Origin of the sequence: Streptomyces sp. NPDC059371 (genome assembly GCF_042751995.1) — a bacterium.
Classification (GTDB): Bacteria; Actinomycetota; Actinomycetes; order Streptomycetales; family Streptomycetaceae; genus Streptomyces.
On the sequence record NZ_JBHYXD010000047.1, the window covers coordinates 22,783 to 38,562 of the forward strand.

Below are 15,780 nucleotides of genomic sequence, written 5' to 3' on the forward strand. Positions count from 1 at the left end.
GCGATGCGCCCGGACGGCAACCCGACCGGGCCCGCCCATCCAATAACAGCCTCGTGACGACCTGCGCGCCATCGGGTCGTCACCCTTGACGCCCCCGCCGCCCCGACGCCGACACCCTGGAATCACCTCATGATCCTCACCATCACCCTCGCCTGCCTCATCGCCCTGATCTTCGGGGCAAGCGGAGTGCTCAACACGCTCGCATTGCCGAAGGCACGCGAGCTGGCCGCCGAGACCGGCTTCTCCGTCGCCGCTTACCGCCGCATCGGCGTGCTGCAACTGGCAGGAGTCGCCGGCGTGGCGCTCGGCCTCGCCGTGCCGCCGCTCGGCGGCCTCGCGGGGGCCGGGCTTCTCCTGCTGCTCGCCGGAGCTGTGGTCGTGCACCTGCGCAAGGGCGACCAGGTTGCCAAACTCGTGCCCGCCGCCGTGTGCGCGGTGCTTGTCGCCTCATACCTCGCGGCCTTGTTCGCCTGAAGCGCTGCCGATCGAGTCCACGCCTCCACGGATGGGCAGCGCCAGCAGTCGCCCTGAAAGCAGAGAAACGGCTACACTGTAGCCAATATTAGAGTGGCAGGAACCGCAGCCACCTGGGCCCGATGGCGCTCAAGCCGCGCCCCCACGGTCCGCCGACTTCACCAGCGCCCCTTCGTCCACAGTGCCGACCCCGAGGGGTAGACGATGCCCGTCCTGATCGCGATAGCGATCTACGCTATCCGGATCGCACGCGCCCCCTTGGACGCGCGCCTGAAAAAGCGCCACGTCGGACCCCTGTCGGTCACGACCGGAGCGGTCATGCTCTACCTGGCCTGGGACTGGCTCAGGCCCGAGGGCCTCAGCGCCGTCTATTTCATCGGCGAGTTCGCCGGCGTCCTGTCCGCCTACCTGATGTCCTGCACCCTGGTGCTGGCCACCCGCCTGATGTGGTTGGAGCAGTGGTTCGGCGGCCTGGACCGCATGTACCGGCAGCACAAGCGGTACGCCATTTGGTCCATCCTCCTGCTCACCCCCCACCTGCTCCTCCACTTCTTCTCCGGTTTCGACGGGAGCCAGCACGGCTACGCCCACCAAACCGCGTCGGTAGGAATGGGCCATCTCCTCGGTGCCGTCTCCACCATCGGCCTGCTGCTGCTCGTCCTCATCTCACTCGGCCAGGTCGGCCGCATCCTCCGACTGCCCTACCAGCGCTGGCTGTTCCTGCACCGCCTCACCGGCCTGCTGCTCCTGTCGGCGCTGCTGCACGGCTGGTTCCTCGATCTCATCATCAACGGATCCACGCCCCTCCTGGCGATCTACGTCACCATGGCCACCATCGGCATGACCGCCTACGCCTACGACGAACTGGTGCTACGGCACAGGGAACCCCGGGCGGACTACACCATCCACCGTGTCGAGCGGCCGACACCCGACATCCTCGACCTCACCCTCACGCCCACCGGCAAGACGGCGCTTCCCGTGACAGGAGGCCAGTTCGTCTACCTGCGCGTCGGCGGGTGGCACGAACACCCCTTCAGCGTCGCAGGAACGCAGGACGACGGCTCGGTACGCCTCACCATCCGTGCCCTGGGCCGCGGTACACGCGGCCTCTACACGGACGTGAGCGAAGGACACCCCGCAACCCTCAAGGGCCCCTACGGCATGTTCGACCACACCCTCGGCGGACCCCGGCAGATATGGATCGCGGGCGGCATCGGTATCGCGCCCTTCCTCGGCTGGCTCACCCACCCCGGTGCAGCGCCGGCCCAAACCGACCTCTTCTACTGCGCCCCCACCGCCGAAGACGCACCGTTCCTCCCGGAACTCACCGCAGCGGCAGCACACCGCCCCGAGTTCCGGCTCCACCCGACGTTCAGCCGCCACCACGGCCGTCTGACCGCCGAAAGAATCCAGGCCGAGGCCGGACCGATCACCCCCGCCACGCACATCTTCCTCTGCGGCCCCGCCTCAATGATCGAAAACCTCACCCGCGCCCTCCACCGCCAGGGCGTCCCCCGCGAGCACCTCCACGCCGAACACTTCGCCTTCCGCTGACGAACCGCCGACCACTCGGGTCACGACAGCCGTAGGCCTGAACATCCGGCGACCGGTTGCCCCAGCCGCCTATGCGCCGGCCGAGACATCGTCCTGGCTGGTCAGGCGTCGTCGCGCAGGTGGGCAAGCCCGCTGAGAAGGAGTTCGAGTCCGAAGGAAAACTCGTCCTCGATCGGAACGGGCATCGACCCGGCGACGGTGACCGTGGCCGGGAACAAGGCTGGATCGACGCTCTGGAAGGCGGCGGACAGTCGTGCGTCCGCGAGTTGCCCGCCGCTGCCATGACCGTTGACCTGTATGGCGAATCCGAGGACGTAGCGGGCGAGGGTGGCAAAGGCGTGGGCGGCCAGTCGCGGCGGGAAGCCGCTGTCGAGCAGCGCCGCGACGCAGTGCTCCCGCAGCGCCATGGCGTTCGGCCCCACGGGTATCTCTTCGACCATCAGGCGCGCCGCGTTCCGGTGCCGGGCCAGGGCGTCGAACATGGTGTTCGCGACCGTCCGCAGCGCTTGCTGCCAGCCCATCGCGAGGAGTTCGTCGCCATTCAGTTCCACGGCGCCGAACATGCGGTCCACGACATGGGCGACCAGTGCTGTCCGGTTGTCGAAATGCCGGTACAGCGTCGCCGTGCCCGAGCCCAGGCGCTGGGCCAGCGTCCGCATCGAGAGAGCGTCGGCCCCGTCTTCGTCCACGATCTGCAGTGCGGTGGAGACGATGCGCTCCAGCGGCACGGGCGGACGCCCCGGCCCCCGACCACATGCCGGGGTCGCTCGCGTAGGACCAGTTGCCGCCACTGAAACGTCCACCTCCTCAGCCAACACCATAACAGCAACACCGTATCCACTATGGAGACCGCCGGTTGGACAGAGAGTGGCGGCGCCCCTTCGGATCCGCCCACGATGACCGGATCACCGAGGACGGCGGCCACGAGGTGCTGGGAGTAATGGTCGGCGTCAGCGAGACCGAGGTGTTCCGGACCCAGTTCTTGCGTTCCCTGCGTGAGCGCGGCCTGGCCGGGGTCCGGCTTGTGAGCGGTGACCACCACCTGGCGCTGGTCAAGGCCATCCGCAAGGTCATGCTCGGCGCGGCCTACCAGCTCAGCAGCGTCCGCGACTGCGAATGGCCACGTCCATGCCGCTGATGACCCCGGTGAGCTCGCCCAGGGAGTCCGGGACCGAATCTCAACACGCTGACTTGACAGGAAAGAGGAGCTGCAGCATCAGCTCGTCGGTGCCGTCGCGGCGGCCGGTGAGCGCGTAGCCGATCTGCACGGGCAGGTGAAGGTCCCCGAGGGTCAGGGCGTCTGGCGCGCCGAGGGAGCGCTGCAGGGTCTCTGCAGCGGTCCAGGGGCCGATCCCGGGCATCAGCTGGAGGCGGGCGGTGGCGTCGGGCAGGGACATGGCCGCGGCTTCCTCCAGACGCCGTGCGTGGCGGCAGGCGCGCAGGATTGCGGTGGCGCGGCGCGGTCGACGCCTGCGCGGTGCCATTCCCGGGACGGAATCATCCGCCACACCTGCGGCGGGGGCATGACGCGCATCCCGTGCGGTGCGGGTCCGGGTGGCTGTTCTCCGTAGCGGGTGAGGAGGCGGCGCCAGGCGTAGTGGGCGCTGCCGGTGGTGATTCGCTGCTCCAGCACGGTGGGCACGAGGGATTCCATGACCAGGCCGGTGCGCGGGAGGCGCAAGCCGGCGTGTTTGCGGTGTGCTCGTTCGACGACCTGGTGCCGCGGGACGAACGCGGCGGGGTCGTCGTCGGCGCCGAGCAGGGCGGGAAGGGCTTCCAGCGTCCAGTCGTCTCCCGGTCCCCAGGCGTCCCCGGCGATCACAGTCCCGTCGGCCGGGCTGACGTGCTCGGTGATCTTCAACGTGACGGGGCCATGGGGTGTGCGGCACGTGCGCCACCACGTGCCGTCCGCCTCCCGCCGGCAGGTCGGGTCACTCTTACCGCGCCGCAGCACCCGCAGCGTGCGGGCCAGATCGTACGGCTCGGGCGGCACCCATAGGCGACGGGGCATGCCCCCACCCTAGGCGCCGCCTACGACAGGCCGTAGGTCGCGCGTCCTCCCTGTCAGGCGGCGGTTTCGACGTCGGCCTGCTGAAGCGGGATTGCGCCGTCGGCGTGCGTAAGGGCCATGCGGGCGGCAACCAGAGCCGCACCCTTGATGCCCTCGCTCTCGCACCGGTCCCACCACGTGTGGCTCTGGACGGCCGCCGTTGCCTTCCTGAGGTCTTCCCAGAGTTTGTCGTACGTGTCGGCTTGGTCTTTGGACCAGCCGTCGGTGGACGGGCGTCCGCGCCTCTTTTGGTCCGGGTCTCCCGCCCACCCCTCGTGCGGTTCACGCGACCAGGGGAGCGGCGCCTGGTGGGCGTGGAGCTCGGCGTACAGCGTGGCTTCCCGGCGCTGTGCGTCGAGCAGGTCCTTGGGGAATGCGAGGGGGTCGAACGGGGCGTCGGCGGGTGTGGCCTGCGCGGAGCTGTCGTCCTTCGAGGTGGGGGCTGTGGTCATGCCTCGGAGCTTAGTTCGAGCCGCAGAAATCTCCAGCAGAGGGCAGAGGAGCCACGGCTGCTCCGATGTGCCGCAGCGCGCTCCACGGCCAGCTGGCCAAGGAACGCGCGGGACCCGAACCTCGCGCGGGGCGTACTGCACAGCGCCGACAACGCCCGAGATTCACGACACAGGGCACCCACGTCGCGCGGGGCCGCATCAGGCAGGCGCCCAAGAAATCAAATGAGCGTGCGAAGGAAGGGTCAGGTTCACCAATTCGCACACTTGTGCGAATGACGGTTATGGTGGATACCTGGAGAGGTCACAGGTCAGGGCGAGCTACACGAGATTCTGGAGGTGTTGGACGGTGGATTTACTCACCTGCACGTCGCCTCCGGCTACTCGGCCCGCTACGGCGCGTCCCTCCCCGACGCCCTCGTCCAGCGCGCCGCCGAGCGCGGGATGACGACCCTGGCGCTGACCGACCGGGACACCGTCGCGGGCACCGTCCGTTTCGCCAAGGCCGCAGCGGCCGCCGGTATCCGCCCTGTCTTCGGCGTCGACATGGCCGTTGCCCCGCTCACCTCACCGGACCCCACAGCCGGTCGCTCCCGGACGCCGGCGCGCGGCGGTGCGCACGTTCAGGAGCCGCTGCTGCGGATCACGCTGCTCGCGCAGAACCTGTCGGGGTGGGCGCGACTGTGCCGCTTGGTGTCCGCCGCGCACGCTGAGGCCGGGGATGGCCTGCCGGTCGTGTCGTGGCCGACCCTGCGGGCGTACGCGGATGAGGACCTGGTGTTGATGCTCGGACCGTCCGCCGAGCCGCTGCGTGCGCTGTCCGCCGGCCGGCCCGACATCGCGGAGCGGCTGCTCGCTCCGTGGCGGGACCTCGCGGGTGACCGGCTCCGTCTGGAGGCCGTGTACTTGGGGCTGGAGGGCACGGGGGCGGGCTCACTGCGGCTGGCGGCACGCACCGTGGGCCTGGGCGACCAGCTCCGCGTCCGAACAGTGCTGTCCCAGTCCGTCCGCTACGCCGACCCCGGCCAGCACCAGCTGGCCGACGTCCTGGATGCCGCGCGGCTGCTGCGGCCCATAGACCGTCGGCGCCTGGACAGTGGCGAGCGGTGGCTGAAGGGACCGCAGGCGATGGCCGCGGCCGCCGAGCAGGTCGCGCGCGCCGTCGGCGACGACCGGGCCCGGGCCGCCCGTCTGCTTGCAGAGACGGAGGCCACTGGCCAGTCATGCACCATCACCGCGGCCGAGCTGGGGATGGGGCGTCCGCATTTTCCCGAGCCGTCCGTGGTGGGCGCCGGCTCGGAGGCGGGTTCGGCGATGCGGCTGCTGCGGCAGCGCTGCGAGGCCGGGATGATCGCCCGCGGCCTGGACCGCGACGAGCCTGCTGTCCGGCAGCTCGACTATGAGTTGGACGTGATCGGCCGGCTCGGATTCGAGGGCTACTTCCTCGCGGTGGCTCAGGTGGTCGCGGATACCCGGGCCCTGGGGATTCGGGTGGCGGCGCGCGGGTCCGGTGCGGGCTCCATGGTCAATCACTCGCTCTTCGTGGCAACAGCCAACCCTCTGTCTCACCGACTGCTCTTTGAGCGTTTTCTTTCAGAACGTCGCACTTCGCTGCCCGACATCGACCTGGATGTGGAGTCGGAGCGGCGCTTGGAGGTGTACGACGCGATCATCGAGCGATTCGGGAAGGAGCGGACCGCGGTCACCGGCATGCCCGAGACCTACCGGGCCCGGCACGCCCTGCGGGACACCGGGCTCGCTCTGGGGATTGCGCCGCAGGTGATCGGTGAGGTCGCCAAGAGCTTCCCGCACATCCGGGCCCGCGACATCCGCGGGGCCCTCGCAGAGCTGCCGGAGCTTCGCGAACTTGCTGGACGCGCGCAACAGTTCGGGCCGTGGTGGGAGCTCGCGGAGGGTCTGGACGGCCTTCCGCGCGGGTATGCCATGCACCCCTGCGGAGTGATCATCTCGAACGTCTCGCTACTGGACCGCGTCCCGGTGCAGCCGACCCCGGCCGGATACCTGATGTTGCAATCCGACAAAGAGGATGTCGAAGATCTCGGCCTGCTGAAGCTCGACGTGCTGGGCGTACGGATGCAGAGCTCGATGGCTCACGCGGTCGCCGAGATCCACCGGGCCACCGGCCGGGCCCTTGACCTGGACAACCCCGATCACGTCGACCTCGACGACCCGCTGGCGTTCAAGCTGATCCAGGCGTCCGACACCGTCGGCTTGTTCCAGCTCGAATCTCCCGGCCAGCAGGACTTGGTGGGCAGGCTTCAGCCGCGCCACATGCAGGATGTCGTCGCGGACATCAGTCTGTTCCGGCCCGGCCCGGTCAAGGGAGGCATGCCGGCGCTGTTCATCGCCGCCCGGCACGGCGCGACTCCGCGCTACCCGCACCCTGACCTGGAGCCGGTGCTGAACGACACGTACGGTGTCGTGATCTGGCATGAGCAAATCATTGCGATCTTGGTCCGGATGACCGGCTGCGACCGGGCCGCAGGTGATGTCGCCCGTCGCGCCCTGGCCGACCCGGACCGGTTGCCTAGGGTGGAGGCCTGGTTCCGCCGCACCGCCGGCGAACGCGGCTATGCCGCAGACGTGCTCGACGAAGTGTGGTCGATCATCTCCCAGTTCGGGGCGTACGGATTCTGCCGTGCGCACGCCGTGGCTTTCGCTGTCCCGGCCCTGCAGTCCGCCTACCTGAAGGCCCACTACCCGGCATTCCTGTATGCCGGACTCCTCGAACACGACCCTGGCATGTGGCCGATGCGGGTCATCGTCGCCGATGCCCGGCGCCACGGCGTGGCCGTGCTGCCCGTCGACGTCAATGCCTCCGGCGCCCAGCACAGCGTCGAGAAGACCGACGAGGGCTGGGGCGCGCGGCTCGCGTTCTCCACGGTGAAAGGGATCAGCGAGACAGAGACCGAGCGGCTGGTCGCCGGACAGCCCTACAACGGTCTGCAGGACCTGTGGCAGCGGGCCCGCCCGTCCCTGCCCCTCGCCCAGCGCCTCATCCGGATCGGCGCGCTAGGCCCGCTCGCGGGCGGCCTGACCCGACGGGACCTGCTGCTGCAGGCGACCGAGCTGCACCGCCAGTCCCGCAACCGCCGGGCCGGCGAGGGACAGCTGCCCCTGGGCGGGGAGCTGGTGACGGCACAGCCGAGCGGCCTGCCGGAGATGACCGGCCGGGACAAGCTGAGTGCAGAGCTGGAGACCCTGTCGATCGACGTCACGCACCACCTGATGGACCACCATCACCGGCTCCTGCGCGAGCTCGGCGCCACCGACGCCGCCCACCTCAAAGCGATGGCTCCCGGCCAGAGGGTGCTGGTCGCCGGCGTGCGGGCCTCCACGCAGACGCCGCCTATTCCAAGCGGGAAGCGGGTGATCTTCGTGACGCTGGAGGACGGCTCCGGACTCGTGGACATCGCCTTCTTCGAGGACTCTCACGAGGCGTGCGCCCATACCGTTTTCCACAGCGGGCTCCTGCTGGTGCGGGGAACTGTCGAAGCACGCGGGCCGCGGCGCACCGTGGTCGGAAAAATGGTGTGGGACCTGGACGAGGTCGCCGCCGCCCGCCGCGACCACGGCCCGCAGGCCGCCCTCGACCTCCTCGGCCGCCCCTCCCCCGCCTCGACACCCGCCCAGCCCAGTACCTCGGCGCCTCAGCGGACCCTCACGGACGGCACGGCAGGAGCGAAGCTCCACCCGTACGCCGACCTCCAGCCGGCCGGGACCCGGTCCGCGGACCTGCGCCGACTCGGCCACCGCAGCCAGGGAAGCGCCGGGTGAACACCATGAGCAGTCGCTGCATCCTTCATCTGCGCTTCGACCTGCCACCAGGCTCCGACGCCGAACTGCCCGAGCAGGTGCGCCGCCTGCTGGAGAACATCACGCCACGGGTGCAGATGATCGAGCCGCACAGCGCCGTCCTCGACCTGAGCGGCGCACTCCCCTACTTCCAGCGCGACGTCCGCGGACTGATCAACTCATCCAGCTGCGGATCATCGCCCACTACGGCCTCGAAAGCGCAGCAGGCGCGGCACCTACCCGGATGCTCGCCACGATGGCATGCGCGCTCACCGCGCCCGGGCGGCGCCTCGTGATCGAGGACACCCCCGAAGCGGTCAACGGGTTCCTGCGGCCGCGGCCCGTACGGGAATTGCCTGGGGTTGGCGCCCGAGCGGCCGCGACGCTCTCCGACTACGGGCTGCACACCATCGGTGACGTGGCCGACGTTCCCCAGCTCACACTGCAGCGCCTCCTCGGCGCTCGCCCGGGCCGCACCCTCCACGAGCGCGCGCACGGCCACGACACCACAATCGTCGACCCGACCCCCACGCCGGCCAGCATGAGTAGCGAGCACCGCTTCGAACGCGACGAACTCGACCCGGCCCAGCACCGACGCGCCCTGCTCGCCCTCTCCGACGACCTAGGCGCCCGACTGCGCACCTCCGGGCGGATCGCCACCGGCGTGACCTGCACCGTCCACTACGCCGACGGGAGCTCCACCCGCCGCGGCCGCACCCTGCCCGAGGCCACGCAGCACACCGTGCTCCTGGCCCGCACCGCATACGCGCTGTACGACTCCCTCGGCCTCCAGCGCGCCCGGGTGCGCAGCATCGCCCTGCGCGCCGACGCCCTGCGCCCTGACGAGCGGGCCTGCCGCCAGCTCACCCTCGACAACGAAGACGACAAGCCCCTCGCGATCGAAGCCGTCGCTGACCGCGCTCGAGCACGCTATGGACACAGCGTGCTCTACGCTGCCGTCCTTGCCGTGACTACGCGAAGAACGTAGACCTGCCGTCCTTTTGCCCGCCTCGGTCACCCCGGTCGGACAGGAAGTCCGGGACGCGGCGCGAGAACTGTGCGAGGGCCTGGGCTGGAGCTGGAGGTCCTGGACCAAGCCGCCCTTCGCCCACCCGCCCACAAGTCCGCTCCCGCGACCGCCGCTGACGGCCTCGGTTGGCTGCACACGGCGACCGCCGACTTGGCTTCGCTGTTCGAGAAGGGCAGGTCCATCAGCCGCGGCCAGGTGGCGAAAAGACCGCGTCCGGCGGCCACGCCCCGGTTGCCGGGCACATCGCCGCTCTCTTCTGGGCGCTGAACGAGCACGGGGAGGCCGCGGAGCTGCTGCGCGGCGTTCTCAGCGCCCTCGACGAGCACGACGCCAGCGAGTAGAGGCCGCTCGGCTTTCTGGTCTTGGAGTACGGAACCGCTCATCAGGGGGTGCGCTCGCCCTGGTGTTATCAGAACAGCCGCAAGTCGACGTGCTCGGCAGCTTGTTCGATCCGCTCCGGCCGCCACTTCCACCCTGGGCGCGCTTCGAGTTCCGCGACCCGGGTAGCCGGAAGCTTTCCCTGCTGATGGTCGGCACGGATAGAAGCGACTTTGACCCCGAGCGGGTACCCGTCCTCCATGTGTCCGTACGGGGCGCGGGCATGGCCGGTTCGGGCGACGAACGAAGCCAGGGCATCGGTGAACATCTGCCAGCGGAACGCGCTCCAGACCCACACCCACCCTGGTACCGCTTCGAGGAGCTGGATCTGCACTGGGGGAAGCTTCCCCGCGCGGTACAGGCGCCGCTGTTCCATGACCCACCCGCCCAACGCGCAGTCGCCCTCCCAATGGGTGCTGGCGGGACGGCCGTGCCCTTCCCGTCCCGCGAACGTCCGAAGGGCCTGCAGTTGCTCCTGGAATCGCGGGGGCGGGCCGGTCCACTGCCACGCCGGCCGTTCCACGGTCCGGGCTGCGCCGATCTCGACGGCCAGCACGGCGCGACCGGGCGCGTCGAGGAACGTGAGGAGGTGAGTGAGCAGATCGGGGACGAGGGTGTCCGCCTGGGCGGCAGGCAGGATCGGCACGACCAGGTCGTGGTCGTGCGTCGGGACGAGTGGGGTTTCCCTGAGCCTGACGACTTGCCAGCCGACAGCGCGCAGCGCCTGCGACTTGGCAGCGTCGTGGGTGTCACGGCCGCGGTGGTAGAAGGACCCGTCGTACTCGAGAGCCAGGCGCAGCGCGGGGATGGTGATGTCCGGTTCGCGCGTTTGGCCGTCGAGCCCCCGGACCGGTGCAGGGCGGGAGTCGACCGTCAGGTTCGGAAGTGCGTGGGCGAGGGCGGATGCGAGCGCGAGCTGGCGCAGCGAGGTTCGCGTGGGATAGCAGTCGGGGCACCCACCGCCCCCGTTCGCTGCGGCCCGCGTCCGAGCGACGACTGGCAGAGTCCAGGTGTGCCCGAACGCGCAATGCCAGGTCGCCGTCGTGCTCGAGGTCGCGACGTAGTGGTGCGCTGTGCGGCCGCCGTTGAGGGCGGGGTCCAGCTCTGTGGCGATCTGCGGGAACAGGGTGGCGAGGCTGTTGGTGACCGACACGTGCTGGTTCAGGCAGAAAGGACAGCCGTGACCGGTCCGGGCCCGGTTGGCGACAGTCGTGCACCAGCGGTGGTCTGGGCCCATCGGACACCGCCACCACACCTTCTGGCGGGCGGACTGGTGCAGCGACTGCGGTGTGTGCGGCGCGTTCTTGGCGAAGTCGAACTCCGCAACCAGTTCCGGAAGGAGCGCGAGAGTGTTCGTCTTAGACGTCCGGCGGTTCGCGCAGTAGGGGCAGCCGTTGCCGCCTTTCGTTCTGGCCACGACGGACGCTTCCCACACGTGGTCCAGTCCCCCGCTGCAGCGCCACCACAGGACCTGCGCTGTGCCGGCCAGCACCAGCCCCGGGAGCAGGCCATCGTTTCGCTCGGGGCACAGTTGCGCGGCGACCTCCGGGTAGAGGGAGGCCAGGCTGTTCGTGACGGAGAGCTGATACCCGGCGCAGCACGGGCATCCCGTGGGGTTCTTCGCGCGGGCGCGGGCGCTCGGGCTGGCTGCCCACTCGTGATCACCCCCTGCCGGGCACTTCCACCAGACCTTCGTTGCACTGCCGGGCATGACGTCCTGGGGCCGCGTTTCGCCGTTGCGGGTGGGGTGCCACTGGGCGGCGATGTCCGGGCGCACGCTGGCGAGGCTCGTGGCCGGTGTCAGCACGCGGCCGGCACAGTTGGGGCAACCTGCCCTGCGTCGGTCGGTGCGCGGTCCGACACCGGCCACCCAGCGGTGATCGCAGGTCGAGCAGCGCCAGCCGACCTTGCGATGCGATCCAGCAACGATCTGGTCGGCGGTCAGGCCTGCCGTGGCAGGGGCCTCAAGGTCGAGCTCGGCGGCAACGTCCGGGCAGAGCGCGGCCAGGCTGTTGGTCTCGGAAGGGTACTTTCCGGCGCAGAACGGGCAGCCCGCGCCGACGGCGGCTCGCCGGTAGGCAGGCGCCTCCCAGACGTGGTCGTCAGCCTTCCCGCAGCGCCACCTGCGGGGCTGTCGGCTTCGAGCGGGAATGCTCGCCGCTGGGCCTTCGTCGGGATGCAGTTGCTCGGCGAGGTGCGGGAAGTCGGCGAGCGTTGCGCCGGCAGGAACGACTGCGCGCGTGGAAGGTCGGGGAGGCACAGCGGGAGGCTACGGGGAGGCTGTGACAACACCGTCCCGTCGGCCTCTGCCCGCGAGCCGCCTGTCGTCGGTTCCCCGCGATCGGCAAGGGGCCTTGACGATGCACTACTGGTTGAGCAGTGGTGTCAGCGTCTCGCGCAGTTCGTCGAGAGTGCGATATTGCACGGCATCCATTCCGGCCTCGCGGGCTGCGATGACGTTGGCTTCGGTGTCGTCGATGAACAGGCAGCGCCGGGCGGGGGCCCCGACGAGTTCGGCGGCCAGGTGGTAGACGCGAGGGTCGGGCTTCGCGACACCGATGCGGGCGGTGTTCACCACTGCATGGGCGATTTTGTCCAGTCCTTGGCCGGCGAGGTCCTGCTCAAGGCGGGTGGTTCCGTTGGTGACCAGGGCTACGGAGGCGACGGCGCGAACCTGGGTGAGCAGATCCACCAGTTCCTGGTCGACGACGGGGACGCGTTCCGTCCAGGCGGCTACGGCGGCCTGGGCCCGCTCCTTGGAGCCGCAGATGGCGGCGAGGTCGGCCGCCACGGCGTGTCTCCACTCCGCGTCGGTGATCTTCCCGGTGACGGCGGGGAGGACGCGGGCTGGGGCGAAGGCTGCGGATGCGAGCGCGCCGGCCGGCAGCCCGTTGGCTTGTTCGATCTCGGTGTCTGCGGGCCAGTGGCGCAGGACTCCGTCGACATCGCAGAGTACGGCTTCATACGGCCGGAGCGGGTGTGCCGGATGATGCTGAGTCATTCCCGCAGTGTGCGGCCCCGTACGGCGAATCGCCGGGTTATCCGGTCAGGACGACGGGCCGTGCGGGGGCACCGTTGGTGAGGACATCGGCGAGCAGGCCGGCGAGGCCGAGGGGGTAGACCGTCTCGGTGGTGGCGCTCAGTTCGGACAGGGTCCACCAGCGCTGCTCGCGGATGTTGTCGGGCTGGGTGGCCCGGTCGGGCGCCACGTCGGCCGCGGCGACTCGGGTGAGGAAGTACTTCTCGACCTGGCGGACTTGTCGTCCGCCGACGAGATGGTCCTTGCTGCGCTCCGCGAGCTGCGCTCCCAGTTCGACCGTGTTGCCGTCGATACCGAGTTCCTCGCGCAGTTCGCGGAGCGTGGCGGTGGCGTGGTCTTCCCCGTCCTCCAGCGATCCGCCGGGTGTTGCCCAGAAGCCGCCGTTCTCGTCGTAGCGCAGGAGCAGGACGCGGTTTTCGGCGTCCAGGACGATGGCGCGGGCGGCTTCCCTCAGCGGTGGAGTGGAGGTTGTCATGCTGTCCAGTCTGGCAGTTCCCAGGGCGCGGTCAGGCCCGTTCGACCAGGTATGGGCCAATGCATGCGGCGTCCAGATCGCAGTCCTGGAGTGTGGCGAGGGCGTGAGCGGGGGTCTCGACGATGGGTTCGCGGTCGTTGAAGGAGGTGTTCAGGACGACGGGCACTCCGGTGCGCTGGTGGAAGTTCTGGATCAGCGCTCCGTAGGCGGGTGTGGTGGCCGGGTCGACGGTCTGGACGCGTGCGGTGCCGTCGACGTGCACGACTCCGGCGATCTTGTCGGCGCGATCGGGGCGGACGGGCGGGGCCAGCAGCATGAAGGGGCTGGCCACATCGAGGTCGAACCAGGCGGAGGCGTGGTCGGCGAGGACGGCCGGCGCGAAGGGCCGGAACGGTTCGCGGTGCTTGATCCTCTGGTTGAGGGCGTCGGAGCTGCCGGTGGTGCGGGGGTCGGCGAGGATGCTCCGGGCGCCGAGCGCGCGGGGGCCGAGCTCGCTGCCGCCCTGGAACCATCCGATGATCTTTCCCGCGGCGATCATCTGGGCGGCTGTCCGGGCGATGTTGCTCTCGCGGCGCCACGTGAAGGCAGTCCTGCGGCGTTCGACGAGTCCGGAGCGGGGATCGCGGCGCAGGGCCTGTTCGATCTCCTGAGGGGTGTAGTCGCGGCCGAAGTAGTCGTGGGACAGCGGCCGGCGGGGCAGGTCGCCGGTCAGACGGTGCCAGGCATACAGGGCACTACCGAGGGCCTGGCCGCGGTCGGATGAGGCGGGTGGGGCGAAGTAGCCGGTGACCGTGCCCAGGCGGCGGATCTTGTCGGCGGCGACGCAGTTGAGGGCTACGCCGCCCGCGAGGCACAGGTTGCCGAGGCCGGTCGCGGCGATCGCCTGTTCGGCGAGCGTGCCCAGGGCTCGCTCGGTCTGGCTCTGGACGTAGGCGGCGGCGTTCCTGCCCAGTTCGTGCTTGCCGCGGCTGCCGTGCGGGCCGAAGTCGAAGCCGGTGCGGGCGGCGAGGTCGGCCACGCCGGGGGCGTGGCTGCGGGTGAGCTGTCCGTGGACTTGGGTGTCGACGACGTCGAACAGCGGGGCGAGGTAGAGGCCGGCATCGCCGTAGGAGGCGAGCGCCATGGTCTTCCCGGCTTCCTGTTCGTGCCAGCCGAGCCAGTTGGTGAAGGCCTCGTAGGTTGCGCCGATCCCGGCGGAACGGGGCCGGGTGGCGGGGTTGCCTCCGAGGCGTTCGATGCCGCCGAGGGTGGCCCGGTAGTAGGTCTCGGTGTCGTTGTTGTTGCCGCCTCCGTCGACGACCAGCACGGTCGCTTCGTCGTACGGGCTGAGGCAGTAGGCGGTATAGGCGTGGCCGAGGTGGTGGTCGACCGGGATGATCCTGGCTGGGTCGATGCCGAGGTGGGTGAGACCGGTTTCGGCCCGGGTGGGCGGGGTGCGGCCGATACCGCTGACCGCGACCAGGTCGACGTCGGAGAGCGTCAGGCCGGCCGCGCGCAGGCAGTAGAGGAGGGATGCCTGCCACCCGGGGCTGTAGCGGGTGCGGTTGAGTCGCTCTTCACCGATCGCGACCATCATGGTGTCGGTGATCAGGGCAGCGCCGCCGTCGTGGCCGAGGTTGATGCCGACGACGCAGGGGGTGCGTGGCATCAGGCGGCCCTCCGCTGAAGGTCGGCGAGCGGGTCCCACAGGCGGGTGCTGCCGGAGTGGTCGCGGCGCAGGGCGCCGAGTTGGCACAGCTGGACGGTATCTCCGCGGTGGTGGATCGGGTGGGTGAAGGGGTGTCCGAAGGCTTCCAGACCGCCGAGCCTGGCGTAGGCATCGGTGAAGTGCTCGTCGAGCACAGGCCGTGAGTCCGGGGCGGGTGTGCGGGTGAGGCGCCGGGCGCTGTGGTCGAGTCCGGCGTCGGCGAGCAGGGTGGAGCTCTGGGCGAGGACGGTGTCCGGGGTGGCGCCGTCGGTGTTGATGACGAGTGGCTGGGTGGGGCAGAGCGTCGGCGCGATGTCGGTGTAGAAGGTGTGCAGCCTCTCCAGGAGGCCTTCGTCGAACCACTGCTTCCACCGGGGAAGTTCGGCGACGTTGCCGCGGCGGGCCAGGCTTTCGCCGGGGCTGACCAGAAGGATGGCGGTCAGGACGGTCGTGGGGAGTCGGGGAGCGATGTGGCGGGCGTAGAAGTCCCGGGCTGTGGTGTAGGGCAGGGCGTCGTCGGCGCGGGTGGCGTAGCAGTAGGCGAGGGCGCCGAGGTGGTTGCGGTCGGAGATGACCAGGCGGGTGTCGGGGTCGGCGGTGAGATGGCGCATGGCGCGGGCTTTGGCCAGTTCGTGGCGCAGGAACCAGAGGGTGTGTGCGGCGGGTGAGGGGTGCACGGGCGCGGCCAGGCCGGTGGCGAGGCGGGCGTTGGGCTCGGTGAACCACACGGTGTCGTCGCCCAGGGCGCTCACCATGCGGGCGAGGAGAGAGGTCTTGCCGGCTCCGGGCGGGCCGTCCAGGGCCAGGACGGGGGCGTTGCTGACCAT

Annotated in this window: 13 protein-coding genes and 1 pseudogene; 6 read left to right on the plus strand and 8 right to left on the minus strand. The window is 70.1% G+C overall.

What is annotated here, in order from left to right:
- The first annotated feature begins 129 nt into the window (after positions 1 to 129).
- Both ACFXGX_RS24680 and ACFXGX_RS24685 read left to right on the plus strand, forming a co-directional pair.
- Complete coding sequence (locus ACFXGX_RS24680; protein ID WP_384794972.1) at positions 130 to 474, plus strand: DoxX family protein; 345 nt, start codon at positions 130 to 132, stop codon at positions 472 to 474.
- A 204-nt stretch (positions 475 to 678) separates the two neighbouring features.
- Positions 679 to 2,028, plus strand: a complete 1,350-nt coding sequence (locus ACFXGX_RS24685) for a ferric reductase-like transmembrane domain-containing protein (protein ID WP_384794974.1) — start codon at positions 679 to 681, stop codon at positions 2,026 to 2,028.
- A 101-nt stretch (positions 2,029 to 2,129) separates the two neighbouring features.
- Here ACFXGX_RS24685 and ACFXGX_RS24690 read toward each other — a convergent pair whose 3' ends face one another.
- Positions 2,130 to 2,756, minus strand: coding sequence for a TetR/AcrR family transcriptional regulator C-terminal domain-containing protein (locus ACFXGX_RS24690; RefSeq protein ID WP_384794976.1), 627 nt, complete (start codon positions 2,754 to 2,756; stop codon positions 2,130 to 2,132).
- 128 nt (positions 2,757 to 2,884) lie between these two features.
- Here ACFXGX_RS24690 and ACFXGX_RS24695 point away from each other — a divergent pair, with 128 nt between their 5' ends.
- Positions 2,885 to 3,166 (plus strand): transposase, encoded by a 282-nt coding sequence (locus tag ACFXGX_RS24695; protein ID WP_384794978.1) that lies wholly within the window; start codon positions 2,885 to 2,887, stop codon positions 3,164 to 3,166.
- Between the two features lie 58 nt (positions 3,167 to 3,224).
- Here ACFXGX_RS24695 and ACFXGX_RS24700 read toward each other — a convergent pair.
- Positions 3,225 to 4,039, minus strand: a pseudogene (locus ACFXGX_RS24700) (DNA-3-methyladenine glycosylase family protein); the annotation flags it as partial.
- Between the two features lie 53 nt (positions 4,040 to 4,092).
- Positions 4,093 to 4,530: a hypothetical protein gene (locus ACFXGX_RS24705; protein WP_384794980.1), complete on the minus strand. Its 438-nt coding sequence runs from the start codon at positions 4,528 to 4,530 to the stop codon at positions 4,093 to 4,095.
- Positions 4,531 to 4,866: 336 nt separating this feature from the next.
- Here ACFXGX_RS24705 and ACFXGX_RS24710 point away from each other — a divergent pair, with 336 nt between their 5' ends.
- The 3 genes from ACFXGX_RS24710 to ACFXGX_RS24720 are packed head-to-tail and all read left to right on the plus strand — an operon-like array spanning position 4,867 to position 9,331.
- Complete coding sequence (locus ACFXGX_RS24710) at positions 4,867 to 8,325, plus strand: DNA polymerase III subunit alpha (protein WP_384794982.1); 3,459 nt, start codon at positions 4,867 to 4,869, stop codon at positions 8,323 to 8,325.
- A 5-nt stretch (positions 8,326 to 8,330) separates the two neighbouring features.
- A complete protein-coding gene (locus tag ACFXGX_RS24715; protein WP_384794984.1) occupies positions 8,331 to 8,639 on the plus strand; it encodes a hypothetical protein in 309 nt (102 codons plus the stop codon).
- Positions 8,600 to 9,331: a hypothetical protein gene (locus ACFXGX_RS24720; protein ID WP_384794986.1), complete on the plus strand. Its 732-nt coding sequence runs from the start codon at positions 8,600 to 8,602 to the stop codon at positions 9,329 to 9,331. The genes ACFXGX_RS24715 and ACFXGX_RS24720 overlap by 40 nt, the downstream gene beginning before the upstream one ends.
- A gap of 451 nt (positions 9,332 to 9,782) precedes the next feature.
- Here ACFXGX_RS24720 and ACFXGX_RS24725 read toward each other — a convergent pair whose 3' ends face one another.
- From ACFXGX_RS24725 to ACFXGX_RS24745, 5 genes are all read right to left on the minus strand, one after another.
- Entirely contained in the window at positions 9,783 to 12,011 is a 2,229-nt protein-coding gene (locus tag ACFXGX_RS24725) for a zinc-ribbon domain-containing protein (protein ID WP_384794988.1), read from the minus strand.
- 105 nt (positions 12,012 to 12,116) lie between these two features.
- A complete protein-coding gene (locus ACFXGX_RS24730; RefSeq protein ID WP_384794990.1) occupies positions 12,117 to 12,752 on the minus strand; it encodes an HAD-IA family hydrolase in 636 nt (211 codons plus the stop codon).
- A gap of 37 nt (positions 12,753 to 12,789) precedes the next feature.
- Positions 12,790 to 13,266 carry an NUDIX hydrolase gene (locus tag ACFXGX_RS24735; protein ID WP_384794992.1) on the minus strand — a complete coding sequence of 159 codons (477 nt, stop codon included), beginning with the start codon at positions 13,264 to 13,266 and terminating at the stop codon, positions 12,790 to 12,792.
- Positions 13,267 to 13,297: 31 nt separating this feature from the next.
- The gene (locus tag ACFXGX_RS24740; protein WP_384794994.1) at positions 13,298 to 14,914 is read right to left on the minus strand and encodes a carbamoyltransferase; all 1,617 of its coding nucleotides are present in this window, start codon (positions 14,912 to 14,914) and stop codon (positions 13,298 to 13,300) included.
- Positions 14,914 to 15,780, minus strand: coding sequence for an AAA family ATPase (locus ACFXGX_RS24745; protein ID WP_384794996.1), 867 nt, complete (start codon positions 15,778 to 15,780; stop codon positions 14,914 to 14,916). The genes ACFXGX_RS24740 and ACFXGX_RS24745 overlap by 1 nt, the downstream gene beginning before the upstream one ends.

Excerpts from the sequence above, each read along its gene's own strand:
- ACFXGX_RS24735 (WP_384794992.1), bottom strand. The coding sequence starts at position 13,266 with ATGACAACCTCCACTCCACCGCTGAGGGAAGCCGCCCGCGCCATCGTC.
- ACFXGX_RS24745 (WP_384794996.1), bottom strand. The coding sequence starts at position 15,780 with ATGGTCAGCAACGCCCCCGTCCTGGCCCTGGACGGCCCGCCCGGAGCC.
- ACFXGX_RS24715 (WP_384794984.1), top strand. The coding sequence starts at position 8,331 with ATGAGCAGTCGCTGCATCCTTCATCTGCGCTTCGACCTGCCACCAGGC.
- ACFXGX_RS24730 (WP_384794990.1), bottom strand. The coding sequence starts at position 12,752 with ATGACTCAGCATCATCCGGCACACCCGCTCCGGCCGTATGAAGCCGTA.
- ACFXGX_RS24680 (WP_384794972.1), top strand. The coding sequence starts at position 130 with ATGATCCTCACCATCACCCTCGCCTGCCTCATCGCCCTGATCTTCGGG.
- ACFXGX_RS24720 (WP_384794986.1), top strand. The coding sequence starts at position 8,600 with ATGGCATGCGCGCTCACCGCGCCCGGGCGGCGCCTCGTGATCGAGGAC.
- ACFXGX_RS24685 (WP_384794974.1), top strand. The coding sequence starts at position 679 with ATGCCCGTCCTGATCGCGATAGCGATCTACGCTATCCGGATCGCACGC.
- ACFXGX_RS24705 (WP_384794980.1), bottom strand. The coding sequence starts at position 4,530 with ATGACCACAGCCCCCACCTCGAAGGACGACAGCTCCGCGCAGGCCACA.
- ACFXGX_RS24740 (WP_384794994.1), bottom strand. The coding sequence starts at position 14,914 with ATGCCACGCACCCCCTGCGTCGTCGGCATCAACCTCGGCCACGACGGC.